General features: G+C 58.9%; 11 protein-coding genes. 6 read left to right on the forward strand and 5 right to left on the reverse strand.

Annotated elements, in window-relative coordinates; genetic code table 11:
- The first annotated feature begins 59 nt into the window (after nucleotides 1-59).
- The 5 genes from E3374_RS15030 to E3374_RS15050 all read left to right on the forward strand — a co-directional run bounded on the left by E3374_RS15030 (nucleotide 60) and on the right by E3374_RS15050 (nucleotide 5,750).
- Complete coding sequence (locus E3374_RS15030) at nucleotides 60-650, forward strand: hypothetical protein (protein ID WP_136689771.1); 591 nt, start codon at nucleotides 60-62, stop codon at nucleotides 648-650.
- 180 nt (nucleotides 651-830) lie between these two features.
- On the forward strand, nucleotides 831-2,315 hold the full coding sequence (locus tag E3374_RS15035) for an extracellular solute-binding protein (RefSeq protein WP_136689783.1): 1,485 nt from the start codon (nucleotides 831-833) through the stop codon (nucleotides 2,313-2,315).
- A 278-nt stretch (nucleotides 2,316-2,593) separates the two neighbouring features.
- On the forward strand, nucleotides 2,594-3,592 hold the full coding sequence (locus tag E3374_RS15040; protein ID WP_136689772.1) for a carbohydrate ABC transporter permease: 999 nt from the start codon (nucleotides 2,594-2,596) through the stop codon (nucleotides 3,590-3,592).
- Nucleotide 3,593: 1 nt separating this feature from the next.
- Nucleotides 3,594-4,553 (forward strand): carbohydrate ABC transporter permease, encoded by a 960-nt coding sequence (locus tag E3374_RS15045; RefSeq protein WP_136689773.1) that lies wholly within the window; start codon nucleotides 3,594-3,596, stop codon nucleotides 4,551-4,553.
- Nucleotides 4,554-4,559: 6 nt separating this feature from the next.
- The gene (locus E3374_RS15050; protein WP_136689774.1) at nucleotides 4,560-5,750 is read left to right on the forward strand and encodes an ABC transporter ATP-binding protein; all 1,191 of its coding nucleotides are present in this window, start codon (nucleotides 4,560-4,562) and stop codon (nucleotides 5,748-5,750) included.
- A gap of 38 nt (nucleotides 5,751-5,788) precedes the next feature.
- Here E3374_RS15050 and E3374_RS15055 read toward each other — a convergent pair whose 3' ends face one another.
- The 3 genes from E3374_RS15055 to E3374_RS15065 form a co-directional block, all read right to left on the reverse strand.
- Complete coding sequence (locus E3374_RS15055) at nucleotides 5,789-7,270, reverse strand: glycoside hydrolase family 32 protein (RefSeq protein ID WP_136689775.1); 1,482 nt, start codon at nucleotides 7,268-7,270, stop codon at nucleotides 5,789-5,791.
- 80 nt (nucleotides 7,271-7,350) lie between these two features.
- On the reverse strand, nucleotides 7,351-8,427 hold the full coding sequence (locus E3374_RS15060) for a TrmB family transcriptional regulator (protein WP_136689776.1): 1,077 nt from the start codon (nucleotides 8,425-8,427) through the stop codon (nucleotides 7,351-7,353).
- A gap of 327 nt (nucleotides 8,428-8,754) precedes the next feature.
- Nucleotides 8,755-9,576 carry a hypothetical protein gene (locus tag E3374_RS15065; RefSeq protein WP_136689777.1) on the reverse strand — a complete coding sequence of 274 codons (822 nt, stop codon included), beginning with the start codon at nucleotides 9,574-9,576 and terminating at the stop codon, nucleotides 8,755-8,757.
- A gap of 511 nt (nucleotides 9,577-10,087) precedes the next feature.
- On the opposite strand from E3374_RS15065, the gene E3374_RS15070 reads away from it, so the two are divergent.
- A complete protein-coding gene (locus tag E3374_RS15070) occupies nucleotides 10,088-12,364 on the forward strand; it encodes an alpha-amylase family glycosyl hydrolase (protein WP_136689778.1) in 2,277 nt (758 codons plus the stop codon).
- Between the two features lie 353 nt (nucleotides 12,365-12,717).
- Here E3374_RS15070 and E3374_RS15075 read toward each other — a convergent pair whose 3' ends face one another.
- Together E3374_RS15075 and E3374_RS15085 are read right to left on the reverse strand one after the other, a co-directional pair.
- The gene (locus E3374_RS15075) at nucleotides 12,718-13,380 is read right to left on the reverse strand and encodes a hypothetical protein (protein WP_136689779.1); all 663 of its coding nucleotides are present in this window, start codon (nucleotides 13,378-13,380) and stop codon (nucleotides 12,718-12,720) included.
- Between the two features lie 675 nt (nucleotides 13,381-14,055).
- On the reverse strand, nucleotides 14,056-14,782 hold a 727-nt coding region (locus E3374_RS15085), incomplete at its 5' end, for a transposase (protein WP_248299503.1).

The following is a 14,782-nucleotide window of genomic DNA, read 5'->3' on the forward strand; positions in this document are numbered from 1 at the left end:
AGAGTCCCCGGATTGGTTCCGAAGGGGGATTTAACTCTGTCTGCCCGTAAGATGACCCAATGAGCGACTCGACACAGCCGAGTCAGGGCGACGGATTGCCGAACAGGACACGAGCGCATCGAGGGGGTGGACGCAGTCCAAGACGTGGCCCGCCCGGTCGAGAGACGAGCGCAGCCACGTCCACGTATCGCCGCGAGTTTCTGGCCATTGGGAATCGAACTGGGAGCGAGAAAGGACAGATTGGCGTTCTTCTCGGCGATATCGGTCGGATCGCCGGTGAGATCGGTGTTCTGACGCTTCCGGTGATGCTGTCTCTCCCGGTCGCTCAGGTCTGGGACCCGGTCGCCCTTTTCGAAACGTGGCTTGTAGCCCTGATTACGATGATCGTCCTCGGCACGCTCGTTAGGAGCGGGTTGATCGCGCCTCCGTTCACAGACGCACCAGGGTGGGCTCGCCTGTTTCCCACGCTGATCCTGCTGAGAGTGATCTACTTTAACGGGACTCTCCTCGTGGCAGTTTTGGGGGGTGGTGCCGTCGCGGGCGGAACAGGTGTCGTGGCGACTGGACTGGTATGGTCGCTCGCCGTCAGCGCAACGGCGACGTTGCTATTTCCGCGCGTGGTCGACGAGTGGATGGCCGGACGGGCGTGACGCGATCGATGCGATCATGATGGATATGTCGAGTGCAGATGCCTTCCGACGGGTGTTGAGACGATGTAACCGACCGCTTGTTGTGGGTCACGTGCGCGTGTCATCCATCGGTTCGTGTTAACAACATCTGTAGTTACCACGGGAAAACATTTAAGCATTCACGAAACACTTTGATAGAATATGCCCAAAGACAGTCAGGGCAGTTCGTCAAGCGTGTCCCGACGGCGATTCATCCAAGCAGCTGGCGCAGTAGGCGTGACAGCCGGCCTCGCAGGGTGTGGTGGTGGAGATAGCACGACAGAAAGCGGCGGCGAGACGACAAGTAGTGATGGACAAACCGGCGGAGGTGCCACGACCGGAGAGCCCAGTGGTGACGAGATCAGCGGCAAAGTCTCGGTGTTCGCGGGCAAAGTGTGGAATCAGAACGAGGAGAAGTTCACAAAAGTCCTCCACGAACAGGGCGTCCCGGATTCCGTCGATATCCAACTCAACTCCGCTGCCCAGCAGACGGGCAGCAAACAGCAGCGGCTCAGAACACAGATCAATGCGGAGTCGACAGATCCCGACCTCGTGTTGACAGACAACGGGTGGACGATTCCGTTCATCGCCCGGGGTGACCTCGTCAACCTGACCGAGACGATGAGCGACGACTTCATCTCACAGGTCAGAGAAGAAGGCGTCCAGTCGATGGTACAGACGGGAGAGCACCCGGAAACGGGTGACCTGTATTCGATCCCTGTCTTCCCGGACTTCCCGACTGTGCAGTACCGCAAGGACCTCTTCAAAGAGGTCGGCTACACCGAGTCCGACTTCCAGCAGTGGCAGTCGAACCCGATCGGCTGGGACAAGTTTTCGAACATTGTCGCAGAAGCCAAACAGGCCGGCGACGTGGAGTACGGTCACGTCTGGCAAGGCAAAAACTACGGCGGGCTGTCGTGTTGTACGTTCAACGAGTTCCTGACGAGCATGGGCGGGTACTTCTTCGGTGGCGAGGACAACCTCTTTGGTCCGATCGGAGCCCGCCCGGTCACGATCGGGGACGAAAAGGCCATCGACGGTATCGAACTGGCGCGTGACCTGATATACGGCGAGGGCGAATCGCCGATGGACGTCAAGGGCGTCTCACCCAAGGAAGTCGCCGGATGGATCGAACCCGACACGAAGAGCATCTTCGAAGCCCAGAACGCCGTCACCCAGCGTAACTGGACGTACGCCATCGGTGGCGCAGCGAACAAGTTCGAGGGGACGGACGCGGAACTCGGCGTGATGCCGTTACCGAAAGGGCCCAACGGCTCCTGGCACGCCCAGGGCGGCTGGATCCTCTCGATGAATCCCTACAGCGACAACAAGGCCGCGGCCAAGGAAGTCATCAAGGCCTGGTGGAGCGACGCGATGCACAAGAAGCAACTTGACGTCGCAAACTACATGCCGCCGAAGCCGTCGCTGTACGATTACGTCAAGGAACACCCGACTTACGGCCCGTACTTCAAGCCACTCAATTACGCCGCCGAGAACCTCATGCCACGGCCGACGACGTCTGTCTGGCCTACCGAGTCGACCATCATCGCGAAGCAGGTCAACGCCGCGCTCACGAAAAGCAAGTCGGCAGCCAAAGCGGCCCAGCAGATGGAAACCAAGATCAAGGCTATCGAAAACCAGGCCTAGTAAAGACCGCGTCGTCGACACCCGACCGGAGGTCGACACTGGAACGAACTCGAAGGTGTGCCCGGAGTGTGAGCAGGTATCCGTGATTCGGCATCTGGGCTGTCCGGCATATCGTCGACCTCGGTGATCGGTCTGGAACTAACCCATCGGCAAGTGGGTATGACCCGGAGCCAGAATGTACATAAAAAACCACAATATTCAAATGATATACTTGAGGATAATCAGACGTATGGTTGAGTGTCAATTACACGCAAGCGCCAACAGGAGTGCCTCGACCCATGGCAGTTGAGGAAGCACAATCGGCGAACAGGGGTGGCATCGTCTCGCGCCTGGCGACGTGGACAGAGAACCTGAGCGAGCAGACCTACGCGTTGTTGCTACTGGCTCCAGGATTCCTGATCTTGCTGCTGTTCGCCTTCTGGCCGCTGGCGTCGTCGTTCCGAATGTCGTTCTTCAAGGACGTCGTCGTCGGTCCGGAGAGTCTCGGCGGATTCGTCGGGTTCGAAAATTACGTCAAGTTGCTCACCGACTCGAACCCCTTCGCGACTTTGACCTTCTTGGATCCGGCGATGGAAACGGGGATCTTCCAGCAAGCACTTATTCTGACGCTGTTGTTCGCGATCATCAGCGTCGCCGGGGAGACCATCCTCGGATTCGCGTATGCGATGTTGATGAAAGCGGAGTACCGGGGTCAGCGATTCGTCCGTGTGCTGATTATCATCCCGTGGGCCATTCCGATCGTCATCCAGGGCATGATCTTCTTCCTGCTGTTCCGGCCCGGGTACGGACTGTTGACTGGCCCGCTCCATCAGTTGGGAATCTTCCCGCAGTTGCCACTGGGTGACGCGTTCAGTGGATTTGTCATCGTCACAGTAGCCGACGTCTGGAAGACGTCGGCGTTCATGGCATTGTTGATCCTGGCCGGGATGGAAAGCGTCAATCAGGACCTCTATGACGTGGCCGACGTCATGGGTGCCTCGACCTGGCAGCGGTTCCGGTACATCACGTTCCCGCTGGTCTTTCCCGCACTCATGGTCGCGATGCTGTTCCGGACGATGGGCGCACTCCGCGTGTACGGGATCATCGAGTCCACCGGAGTCGGCTGTTCGACGGTACCATCGATGACGTGTTTGGTGACGCAGTTCACGTTCGGATCGACGACACTGTACGGATCAGCAGCAGCGGTGAGCGTGCTCATCGCCATCACAGTCGGCGTATTCATCTCGATATACCTGCTGTTCATCCGGTACAGCAATCAAAGCCTGGGGTTAGCATAGTATGAGTATCGACGCGCAAGACCACGACGACGCAGAAACGCTCGACGATCAGGACGAGGAGTCGAAAAATCGAGTCCAAGCGTGGGCAGCCGACTGGATACGCAATCCACAAAAGGCCTACACGGTGATGGGAGTGTTCCTGGGCGGCGTCTTGCTGACGACGACGTTGTTCCCACTGTACTGGCTGTTCGCGGTCGCGATGGCACCGCCGGGCCAGACGAACATCCCGCTGATCCCCACGCGGATCGACCTCTACGCCTTCGTCGATATCTTCCAGCAAGTGCCGTTCGCGCGATTCATGTTCAACAGCCTGTTCTACGCGACCACGGTCACTGTCGTCGTAATTCTCGTCGCGAGTCTGGCGGGGTACGCGTTCGGCCGTCTGGATTTCCGCGGCAAACTTCCGCTGTTGTTCTCACTGCTGGTGCTTAGCTGGTTCCCGCCCGCGACGCTGTTCTTGCCGTTGTTCCGTGCGTTCAACCAGCAGGTGAAGATGCTCGGACTCTTCACGCTCCCGACAGAGATATACGGGACCCCGGGCGCCGTCATCGCCCCACTCAGTGCGTTCACGATGCCGCTTGCGGTCTTCATTCTCATGACGTTCTACGCACAGATTCCTGACGGTCTCGAGGACGCCGCCCGAGTCGAAGGATCGAGCCGGATCGGTGCGCTATTCAGGGTCATCATGCCGTTGTCTGCACCCGGAGTCGCCACGGCCGGTATTCTGACCTTTATCACGGTCTACACGGAGTTTTTCTTCTCGTTCCTCATGACGGGCGACAAGGCCAGTGAGTGGGCACCGATCGTCAATGGTGTCCTCGCATTCCAGTCGCGGTACACTGTCCGGTACGACCTACAGGCCGCCGCGAGTCTCGTCGCGATCGTGCCGGTCGCGATCCTCGTCGTCCTCGCACAGGATAAGATCGTAAGCGGACTGACGCAAGGAGCACTCAAGGAGTAACTAACGATGGCACGAGTCAAACTCGACGACGTATCGAAATCATACGAGGACGTAGTGGCAGTCAAGAACATGAACCTCGATCTGCAGGACGGCGAGTTCATCACGCTCGTCGGTCCCTCCGGCTGTGGGAAATCGACGACGCTCGAGACAGTCGCCGGGCTCACCAAGCCAACGTCGGGGACCATTCACATCGGTGACAGGGAGGTCACGAACCTCCCGCCAAAGGACCGTGGGATCGCGATGGTGTTCCAGAACATCGCGCTGTTCCCTCACATGGACGTCTATGACAACATCTCCTTTGGCCTTCGACTTCGAGATTTCCCGAAAGAAGAGATAGACGAGCGCGTCGAAAATGCAGCCGACATCGTCGAACTGGGAGGGATGCTCGACCGGATGCCGGACGAGTTGTCCGGCGGCCAGCGTCAGCGCGTCGCGATTGCCCGCTCGATCGTCCGGAACCCAGACGTATTCCTGATGGACGAACCGCTGGCGAACCTGGATGCCAAACTCCGGGTCAACATGCGGACTGAACTCCAGCGGTTGCACAAGCAACTGGAGACGACGATCATCTACGTTACCCACAACCAGGCCGAGGCGATGACGATGTCCGACCGGATCGCCGTCATCAACGGGGGCGAACTACAACAGATCGCCCCGCCGCTGACCTGTTACAACGAACCGGCCAACCGGTTCGTCGCGGGATTCATCGGCTCGCCGTCGATGAATTTCGTTCCCGCAACGGTGGGAGACGGCGAGTTGCAGGCGAACGGATACTCCCTGTCCTACGATACGGCCGCCGTCGAGGAGCTTACCTCCCGCGAGGAAGTCGAGATCGGGGTCCGTCCCGAGGATATCTATCTCGTCCAAAACGAGTCGGAAGCGGACAAGCCGAGTGCCCCCGTCGAGGTTGTCACCGACGTACTCGAGCCGATGGGCGACGAGATCTTCGTCTATCTCAAGCCGATCGGCTCGGGAGAGGAAGACGGAATGGGAAGCGTCGAGGAGCGCGAGGGGCTATTGATGAGCGTCGACCCAGCGACCGATATCACCGAAGACCAAACGGTCGAGATCGTCTTCGATCGCGCTCGAATCCACCTCTTTGACAGAGGGACCGGCGATGCGATCACACACGGTGTGATCGAGGGTGCGAAGATGGATACCGGATCCAGCGAAGGCGAAGCGCAGGCCGACGATTGATCGAGGACCGCTTTTCCAGGAGACCGTCGTACTGTCGATCAATGGTCGTATTGCCAGATGTCGGCCATCGTCCAGACATCGAGCGAGTGGAGGTGTGCCGAGCCACGGCGGGCGAGCAGTGAGATGTCTGTAGACTCTTCGCTCGGGTATACCCGCGTCGTGAGTGTCTCGCGCCCGTTGGCAAACACTTCGACGATGGTTTTATCGACGAACACCCGGAGGTTCAATAACTCATCGTCGTCGAGTTCGAGCGATCCGACCTCCGGCGGGCGCACCAGGATGTCATCGTCGGTGCTCGACCGGCCGGTGTCGATCCCGAGGGAGTCACTTCCGCGCCAATAGGAGATCGTCGTTCGTTCTGAACCGTCCGGGGAACCCAACACCGCGAGATCGAGTTGGTCGGCATCACCGGGATCGACCGTCGCGCGGAGTTCGATACTCCGGCCACCGGACGCGGGAAATTGCCACTCGTTTTCGGGCGGGAGTGAGACAGATTCGACGCGTCGATGGTTCCGTCGTAACTTTGTAATCTCTCCGATAGGTTCGAGACGGAGATGACCGTCCTCGATCGAAAGATCACGAGGCAGTCCGATTATGCCCGTCCATCCCTCAGTGGGGCGATCCTGCCAGTCCTCTCGCCCTTCGACCACGTTGAAGAAAGCAACGCGCCGATCGCCTTCGTGAAGAACAGACGGCGCGTGAAGGTTCGCCAGATCGACCGGACCGTGGTTCAGGCGGCCGTGCGTTTCGATGTCGAAGGTCGACGCTTCTTCGTCGTACTCGCCGATGTAGTATTGGGGCCCTCGCGAATGGGAGAAAAAGAGAAGGACGTGTTTCTCGTCGAGGGCGAAGAAATTCGGGACGGCCCCGTCCTCGTCAGGATCGGTGTAGAAGCCGTCTTCGAGTAGTGGCCCGCGATAGGTCCACTCACGGAGATCGGCGGATTCGAAGAGAAACTCCGTGGTCCGTCGGTCAGTTTTCCAGCCCGAGAGCGATCGATAGGTCTCACCGTCCCTCCACAGGCAGGGGTCGAAGATCTCGTAGGGTGCATCCTCGTCGAGCGGAACGACCGGATTCTCCTCGAATTTCTGAAAATCGAGGAGATAGTCGTCGGTTCCCGTCGCGATGCAATTGCCCGCGTCCGTGCCGAAGTACAGCAGGATCGCTCGATCATCCTCGACCAGTGCCTGTCCGCTGTAACATCCGCTTTCGGGCCCGCCGTCGGGTGTAAGTGCGATCGGGAGATCCCGCCAGTGGACGAGATCGTCGCTGACAGCGTGTCCCCAGTGCATGGCTTGCTCCCAGTCGCGGGTTTCGGAGACGTCTGGGGGCCAAAACTGATAGAAGAGGTGATACCGGCCCTTCCAGTACAAAGCCCCGTTCGGGTCGTGGAGGAGTCCGCCCGGTGGGAAAAAGTGAAAATTCGGACGGTACGGGTCGTCGTAGAATCGTCGCCGCCGGGCACGCGCCTCGGACGTTCGTCCCTCGATCGCGTCCGGGAGTTCCGTCACGTGGTCCATACGACGCTAGCGAGCGAGCGACGGTATAAATCCGACGGGAGGCCGAGTCGTATCGTCGGCGAATCCGTCCCGGGGCGGGCTCAGTTTTCGATCGATTCGACGACGATACGGGTCGCCTCGTAATCTTCGATGACCGCGCCCCAGCCGCCGATCGTGTTTTCTCTGTCGCCGTTGTCCAGGACGATCGTCGCTTGCCCGCCGTGATACAGGAACGGTGCGTCAGCTGTGTATTCCTCAAGCCCGGTATAGTACACGTCGACGATCGTCCCTTCAAGCGAGACCGACGCCCCGTTGTTGACGTCGACAGCGTCGATCGTCGCAGTGATCGTCGCCCCGTCCGAGAGAGGTGTGGCAATGTCGCGGATACACTCACGAACGTTTACATATGTCATTGGCGGGGTATCGTCTCCCGTCACGAGCTGTTCTAAATTCGACTCCCAGAGACCCGCGAGGAAAAACCAGTGGAAAATATAGGCGTGGGTCCGATCCTCAACGATCATCCCGTAGCGGTTCGTCGAGAGTTCGTGGGGCGCAAAACAGGTCGTCGTCCGATCGACGATCGCGACCAATGGCATCGGGACCGTCCGGTAGCCCACTTCCGATGCGAGCGTTTGTAACTCGTCCTCCTCTGGGAGTTGCTCCCCGTTGTCCTCATCGATATAGATCCCAATCCGGACGTGAACGTCGTTCTCGTGGGCGGCCCTGAGTGCCGGACGGAGCTGCTCGTACTGGTCAAGATTCACTGCCAGTTGCACCTGTTCAGTCGCCTCGCGGATGATCGCCCCAGCCTGATCGAGGACTGTATCGACCCGATTGACGAAGTTCACCGTATGGGTCTCGATCGTCGGTGCTTCCCACAGGCCCTCAATCTCCTCGGCCGCGGTCTCAAAGTTGGTCGCCCGCTCACGGAGGTCCTCCAGAATGGTCGTGGGACTGTAGGCTCTGGCCCGGAGACTGTCCTGTTCGTACGTCTCGATGTACCCGGATTCCTCCAGATCTCGAAGCACGTCGTAGATCCGTGGATCGGGAACGTCACTCTCCTTGGCGATGGTCGTCGCCGAGGCCGACCCGAGCTTGAGAATCTCAACGTACGCGCTCGCCTGGTACGGAGAGAGGCCTGCGTCTTCGAGTATCGCTGTGAGTTCAGTTTCGTTCATCGTCTACTTTCCCGAGAGGTTCGTCATTGTGGTGAGATACGTGACGTCGGACGGTTTCAGATCCCCACGCCACCGGCAACGGCGGTACTATTCCGGCGCGTCGAACCGAGGCCACCAGTACACATCACTCCACACGACGGTGACTGTGGATTATTGTGGTCCATATCGAGGCATATTTACAATCCCAATTGTAAAAATATTTCCGGGATTGGTATCGGCGAACAGCGAACCGAGGCCGGTCACCTGGCGAGGGCGGTTGCATTCGTGCAGATCGTCCGGTGAGCGATGTCGAATTGCGGAAGACCACAAATACTATCAGTCGTTCGATCAGACGACGCCGTCTTCGGCGGGAAACTCGAACACTCGCTGTTCACATTCCGGGCAGACGAGAAGATCTTTTGGGGGAACACCGGGATCTACGTACGCCCCACAACAGTTAGCCTCCGTCGAGGGCACGATCTCGGAGCCACAGACGGGACAGACATCGAGAAACATCCGGACAGTCCGGGCACCGGCCAGTCGAAGGGGATCTTCGAGAGACGATTCAAGCGCTCGATAGGCGCCCAATTCAGTGATCGCGACGAGTTTGGAGATGTACTCGTCGTTGTTTCCGAGAACGAACCACGGTTGCCCGTCGACGTCCAGGGGCTCGGCGTTGTGGATGTGCGGAATCGTCTGTTCGATCTCAGTCGCAAGTGCCTCCTCCGAAAGCGCGGCGAGACGATCCATCTCCTCGTGCCAGCTCGAACCGATCGTATCAGTGAGCTGTACCGTTTCGTCGTCCGTCGTTACGACGTCAGCTGCCACGAGTTCGTCCAGAACTGTATCACCGTCGTAGTCGCTGACGTCTCCCAGCGACGTAGACTCCTCGGGACCTGGTGGCTCCCGGCCGTCGTGAAATATCGATTCCGGGATCGGGGCGATCTCGACGAGTCGAGGAGCGAACGTTGGTGTATACGGAACCACATAGCCGCGAACGTAAATCAAGCCCGCGCCAATCGTGGCCCCAGCAAGGCTGGCAAGCGTTCGCTCTCGGCGATACAGCCACGCCGCAGCGATGCCCACCAGAACGGCATTGACGACAGTACACGGCCAGCATCTATTCTCGCCAGTGTAGGCTGGCTCCCTTAGCTCCTCAAAGAGATCCATATTGTCCGTTTTCGTGACCCACCGTAATGACTGCTGTGGATTACCAGAATACAGGCGCCAAGGCCCCACCCTCAAGCAGCGAACCCGTGAACGCGGTGAGCGAGTAGGGTTGGGAGGAAGTCACTTCGACTGACGACGGATACCGATTAAGGGGACGACCAGTCGTGCTTCGAGGAACTGCTTCAGCACTCGACCAAAACAGCAATGGGCAGGGACCACGCAATTGAAAGTACCAGAAGCACGCGTGATACAGGTTTGTGAGACGATCGACGATCGATAGCACTGTCATTACCAGGCCCCGAACCGTCGGCGACGTGCACCTCGGCGGAGGACTCTGCGTGGACCCACAAGGAGCAACGATAAGCGACCGACATCTGGACGATGGGCGTTGACTCGCTACCGGCGGGGTAGCGCTACCTTGCCGAAAGGGGTGCTGGTTGGAAATCGGGCAGTGAAACACGTCGATCAGCGGAAACGAACGCTGACCACATTACGACAATATAGGTACACGATGGATGGACACGATCCCGACGTCAACCCAGCCAACTGGGACGACGATAGTCCGGTCGAAGCGCTACACGAACGACTGACGGAACGCTACGTCGACCACGCTGAGGCCGACGTGCTCCTCGCCCGCATCGAGGAGAACCTCTCAACCTTCTGGGAGGCGTTCTCCGCGGTCTATGGCGACGGACCGGAGGCGGCCGAGTGGGCGATCCGTGCGGTTGAGGCGGCCGTTGCAGGCTACGAGGATCGCGACGACGCGCTCCGGACACTCGACCGCGAGCGTGCCCGGAATCCCGACTGGTTCCAGCAACCCGACCACGTCGCCTACATGGCATACGTGGATCTGTTTGCCGGCGACCTCCAGGGCGTCCGGGAGAAGATCCCGTATCTGAAAGAACTCGGCGTGACCTACCTTCACCTCATGCCGCTGCTGGAACCCCGAGAGGGGCGCTCGGACGGCGGGTACGCTGTCAAGGATTACCGGTCAGTCGACCCCGACCTCGGGACGGTCGAGGACCTCCGGAAACTGGCCGCTGACCTCCGGGAGGAAGACATCTTGCTGTCGCTGGATTTCGTCATGAACCACACCGCCCGAGAACACGAGTGGGCTCAGGCCGCCCGCCAGGGCGACGACCGTTTTGCGGACTTCTATCTCACCTTCGAGGACCGGACGAAACCCGACCGTTTCGAGGAGACCGTCCCGGAAGTGTTCCCGGATTTCGCGCCGGGCAACTTCACCTACGACGAGGCGATGGACCGGTGGGTCTGGACGAGTTTCTATGACTTCCAGTGGGATCTGGACTACGGGAATCCGGACGTTTTCGTCCAGATGTTCCGGGAGATGCTGTTCCTCGCGAACGTTGGGGTGGACTCGCTACGCCTGGACGCGGTCCCGTTCCTCTGGAAGGAACTGGACACAGACTGTCGAAACCTGCCGGAGGCCCACTGGCTCCTCCGGGCGTACCGCGCCCTGATGCGGATCGCTGCGCCGGGCGTTCTCTTCAAGGCCGAGGCGATCGTCTCACCCGAGGAGACGATCAAATATCTCGGCACGGACGGTCACGAGGGCGAGGAGTGCGAGATTGCCTACGGCGCGCCGCTGATGGCTCACGCCTGGCACGCCCTCGCCAGGGAGGACACCCGACTGCTCTCCCACGCGATGGAGGAACTCCCGCCGACGCCGGGTTCGGCGACCTGGCTCAACTACGTCCGATGTCACGACGACATCGGCTGGGGACTCGACGACGGGGACGTCCGGGCCGCCCTGGGGCGGGACCCGACTGACGAGCGTCGATTCTGTGCGGACTTCTACGCCGGCGACACGGCCAACAGCTATGCCGAAGGGTATCGATTTCAGGTCGAGGAGGCGACCGGCGAAGCGCGTACGTCCGGGACGATGGCGGCTCTGACCGGCCTCCAGCGTGCCCGGATCGAAGGGACGCCTGCGGACGTCGACCTTGCGATCCGGCGCGGGCTGTTGTTGCAAAGCGTCGTCTACGCGATGAAAGGGATGCCCCTGCTTTACAGCGGGATCGAACTCGGTCAACTCAACGATTTCTCGTACCTCTCGAACCCGATCAAAGCCGACGACAATCGCTGGGTCCACCGCCCGTCCTTCGACTGGGAACGGGCCGTCCGTCGTGACGAGGACGGGACCGTCGAGCAACGGTTGTTCGATGGAATCGCTGCACTCTCGAATGCCCGCAAGGGCCTGACGCCGGTACACGCTCAGGGTGAGGAGCGTATTCTCGACATCGGCCCGGACGAGGTGTTCGCCGTCGAGCGCGTCTTCGAAGGCGAGCGCCTGCTGGCCGTCGCGAACTTCTCGGGCGAGCCACAGGCGGTATCACTGGGCGCGCTCGCGGACGTTTGGAACCGAGGCGGACTGACGGATGTCCTCGGCGGGGGATCGGCTGTCTTCGCCGACCGGCGGATCTTTCTCCCAGCCTACGGCTACCGGTGGTTCCAGCCCGATGTCGGATTCGAACCCGGCGATAGCGTGTCGACGACGGTCGAGATCGACGTCGAGACGGAGTGGGGTGAGGACGTCTATCTCACGGGCAGTCTCGACGCACTCGGCGGGTTCGATCCCGACGAGGCGGTCCCGATGGACGCCGAAGACTACCCGACGTGGACGGCCGAGATTGAGGTCCCACAGGGCACGTACTTCGAGTTCGAGTGGCTCAAGAAGCGCGACGGCGAGGTGATCGAATGGTCGCCGGATCGCTACGGCGCGAAAGCCGGCGAGGGAACGGTTCTTTCCGGCTTGGAGCGGCCGTAGGCTGTGTTTTCCAGATAATTCCAACGGTCGCGACGACGCGGTCTCGCGAAAGCAGCCTGTCACGACGTGTCTGCCAGCGGTAATACCGTGACCTGTATTCGGCCTCCATCTTTCGATTTTGGTCGGTATTTGCCTGATTACGAGTCCTCGATCGAGTGTTACGGTGATTTTACAGTAACTGGTCGAGTCGTCGGTTTCATGCCTCCAGACGGATACACGACGATCTCAGGGACACGAAGCTAGCTCACCTCTTGTACCAGCGATTGTGTTCGTCTGAGACACACTCATGACCGCACGACGCAAGACGGTTACAGTACGCGTACCGTATGTCGCCGAGATTGACTGTGCTAAAACTAGAACGCATGCCGGTCACACCAAGATTCGAAGTCACTCTCAAAGTCATTGAACAGGTTGCGATGGAAGTGAGCAATATAGGGAAGTGGATACTCGTATTCACCATCCGAAGCATGAGCGACATAGCCACTTGCGTCTTCGATTCCTCCTTTTGGTGTCGCGTTGAAATCCTGCTTTTTGAAGCGTAAATGGTAGAAGACGTGGGCTTGGTCCTGATTCGCCTTCTCTACAGACAGGCACCAGTAGTCTCCGTGTTGGAAATCGTTTCGGAGTCCCCATAGAAACGAACCTCGTTTGAGATACTCTGGAGCTGCCTTGTTGTCTTTGCCTGGTAGAAAATAACGCTTCCCAATGTATTGGTTAAGACGCCGATTGAGAATTTCTCGAATGTGTTCGTTGTACAAATAGAGAGATGAGACATAATTGTGGACCCTCCGATACACTTCATTTTCTACGTCAGTCTTGTCGGCTTCTTTCGAGGTTTTAACCAACCCTGTGGACCCGATATCATCACACATCTCGGCCAGGTCACGGAAATTGCCGTGGACGATGTAGGCTGAGGACCGCGCACGGACCAAGTCTCTGTCTGTGATTTCTGACGAGGGTCCATCTGTATGACCCAGTAGTTGGTCAATAGTATTCGTAGATCCAGAACCGCTCATTGAAAAATCAGAGCTAGTCGTCTGCGTGGTGCTGAGGCTCCTCAGAACTAGACCGGGCCATCCGGGTGGATGCTTCCCGATCTTTCTGGAGCTGCTCTTCGGCCTGACCAGTAATCTTAGCCAGCTCCTCAATCGAAGGGATGTCTTCTAGCACCATTCTATCTATTGCTAAATTTCAGACCGACACGAATATAGCTTTCGCCAGTTTGCCTGTCTACCCTATTGGTCCATCCGTTCTAGTGTGATCGTCTGCGTAATACCGTGACCTGTATTCGGCCTCCGTCTTTCGATTTTGGTCGGTATTTTCCTGATTACGAGTCCTCGATCGAGTGTTACGGTGATTTTACAGTAACTGATCGAGTCGTCGGTTTCATGCCTCCAGACGGAGACACGACGATCACGGTTCCTGAAGAAACGGCCGAGATGCTGGCTCAGCTTATGGTTGATACAGTATTGCTAGGTGTAAATATATATCAGGCACCATCGATGTCAACGATAAATCTCGCAGGATATACTGCCTTTGGCCTCGCCCCCAGTATTCCGATAATTGGCGGCATGTGGATCGAGTCCCGACGGAATATGACATCCTCCGCGCCGTGAACAAAGAGGGACTACGTCCCTCAGGCAGTCGGGCGAAGCCCGACGACGGCGCGGTTTCCTCCGTAGGAGTCTCGGCTATGCCGATTCCCCGGAAGCAATATTCCCGTCACGGTGGACGGTACTTGGGTCTGTGCGCTGTTCTTTGGGACTTTCATGAGAGCGTGGTAGCTCCGACCACTCGTGGTCGTCCCACTCGAACCGTGCTTGAAAACGCTGCGCGTTTTCAGCATCCCGGAAACCGTCGGTTTCCGAGGACACGGGCCGTGCCATCGGCCTAACTGCCTGCTCTATCTGCCGCTTCAGGAACGTCTCTGACGCCGTAAGGTCGGCGTGGCCCTCGAACCCGCACTGACAGGTGAGTGTGTCTTGGTGCCGTGTCGTTCGGCCCGTCGAACCACACTGCGGGCACTCTTGGCTGGTCCACACCTCCGACCGGACTTCCACCGAGATACCGTATTCTTCGGCGGTACACGCCAGTCGTTCGGTGAACTGCTTGAACGCCCAGAAGTTGTGAGTCTTGGCGTTGGTTTCGACCGACCAGTGCGTTTCGAGTACGTCGGTCAGGCCACCGATATACACGGTATCGACACCTTCGGCGTACAGTCGTTCGAGTAGGTCACGACACAGTGCTTCTTGTGCGTGGTCGCGGCGACGAGTGCGTTTCCGGTACAGCCGCCGGATGCGCTCACTACTGTACCTGCCTTCTTCGAGTTTCGACTGTAACCGGGCGATTTCTCGTGTCGTTTCACGGAATCGCTGGAACAACTCGCGGCCTTCGTACAGATATTGCTCGCCGGTCGTC

This window comes from Halorhabdus amylolytica (assembly GCF_004944975.1).
In the GTDB taxonomy this organism is placed as follows: domain Archaea; phylum Halobacteriota; class Halobacteria; order Halobacteriales; family Haloarculaceae; genus Halorhabdus; species Halorhabdus amylolytica.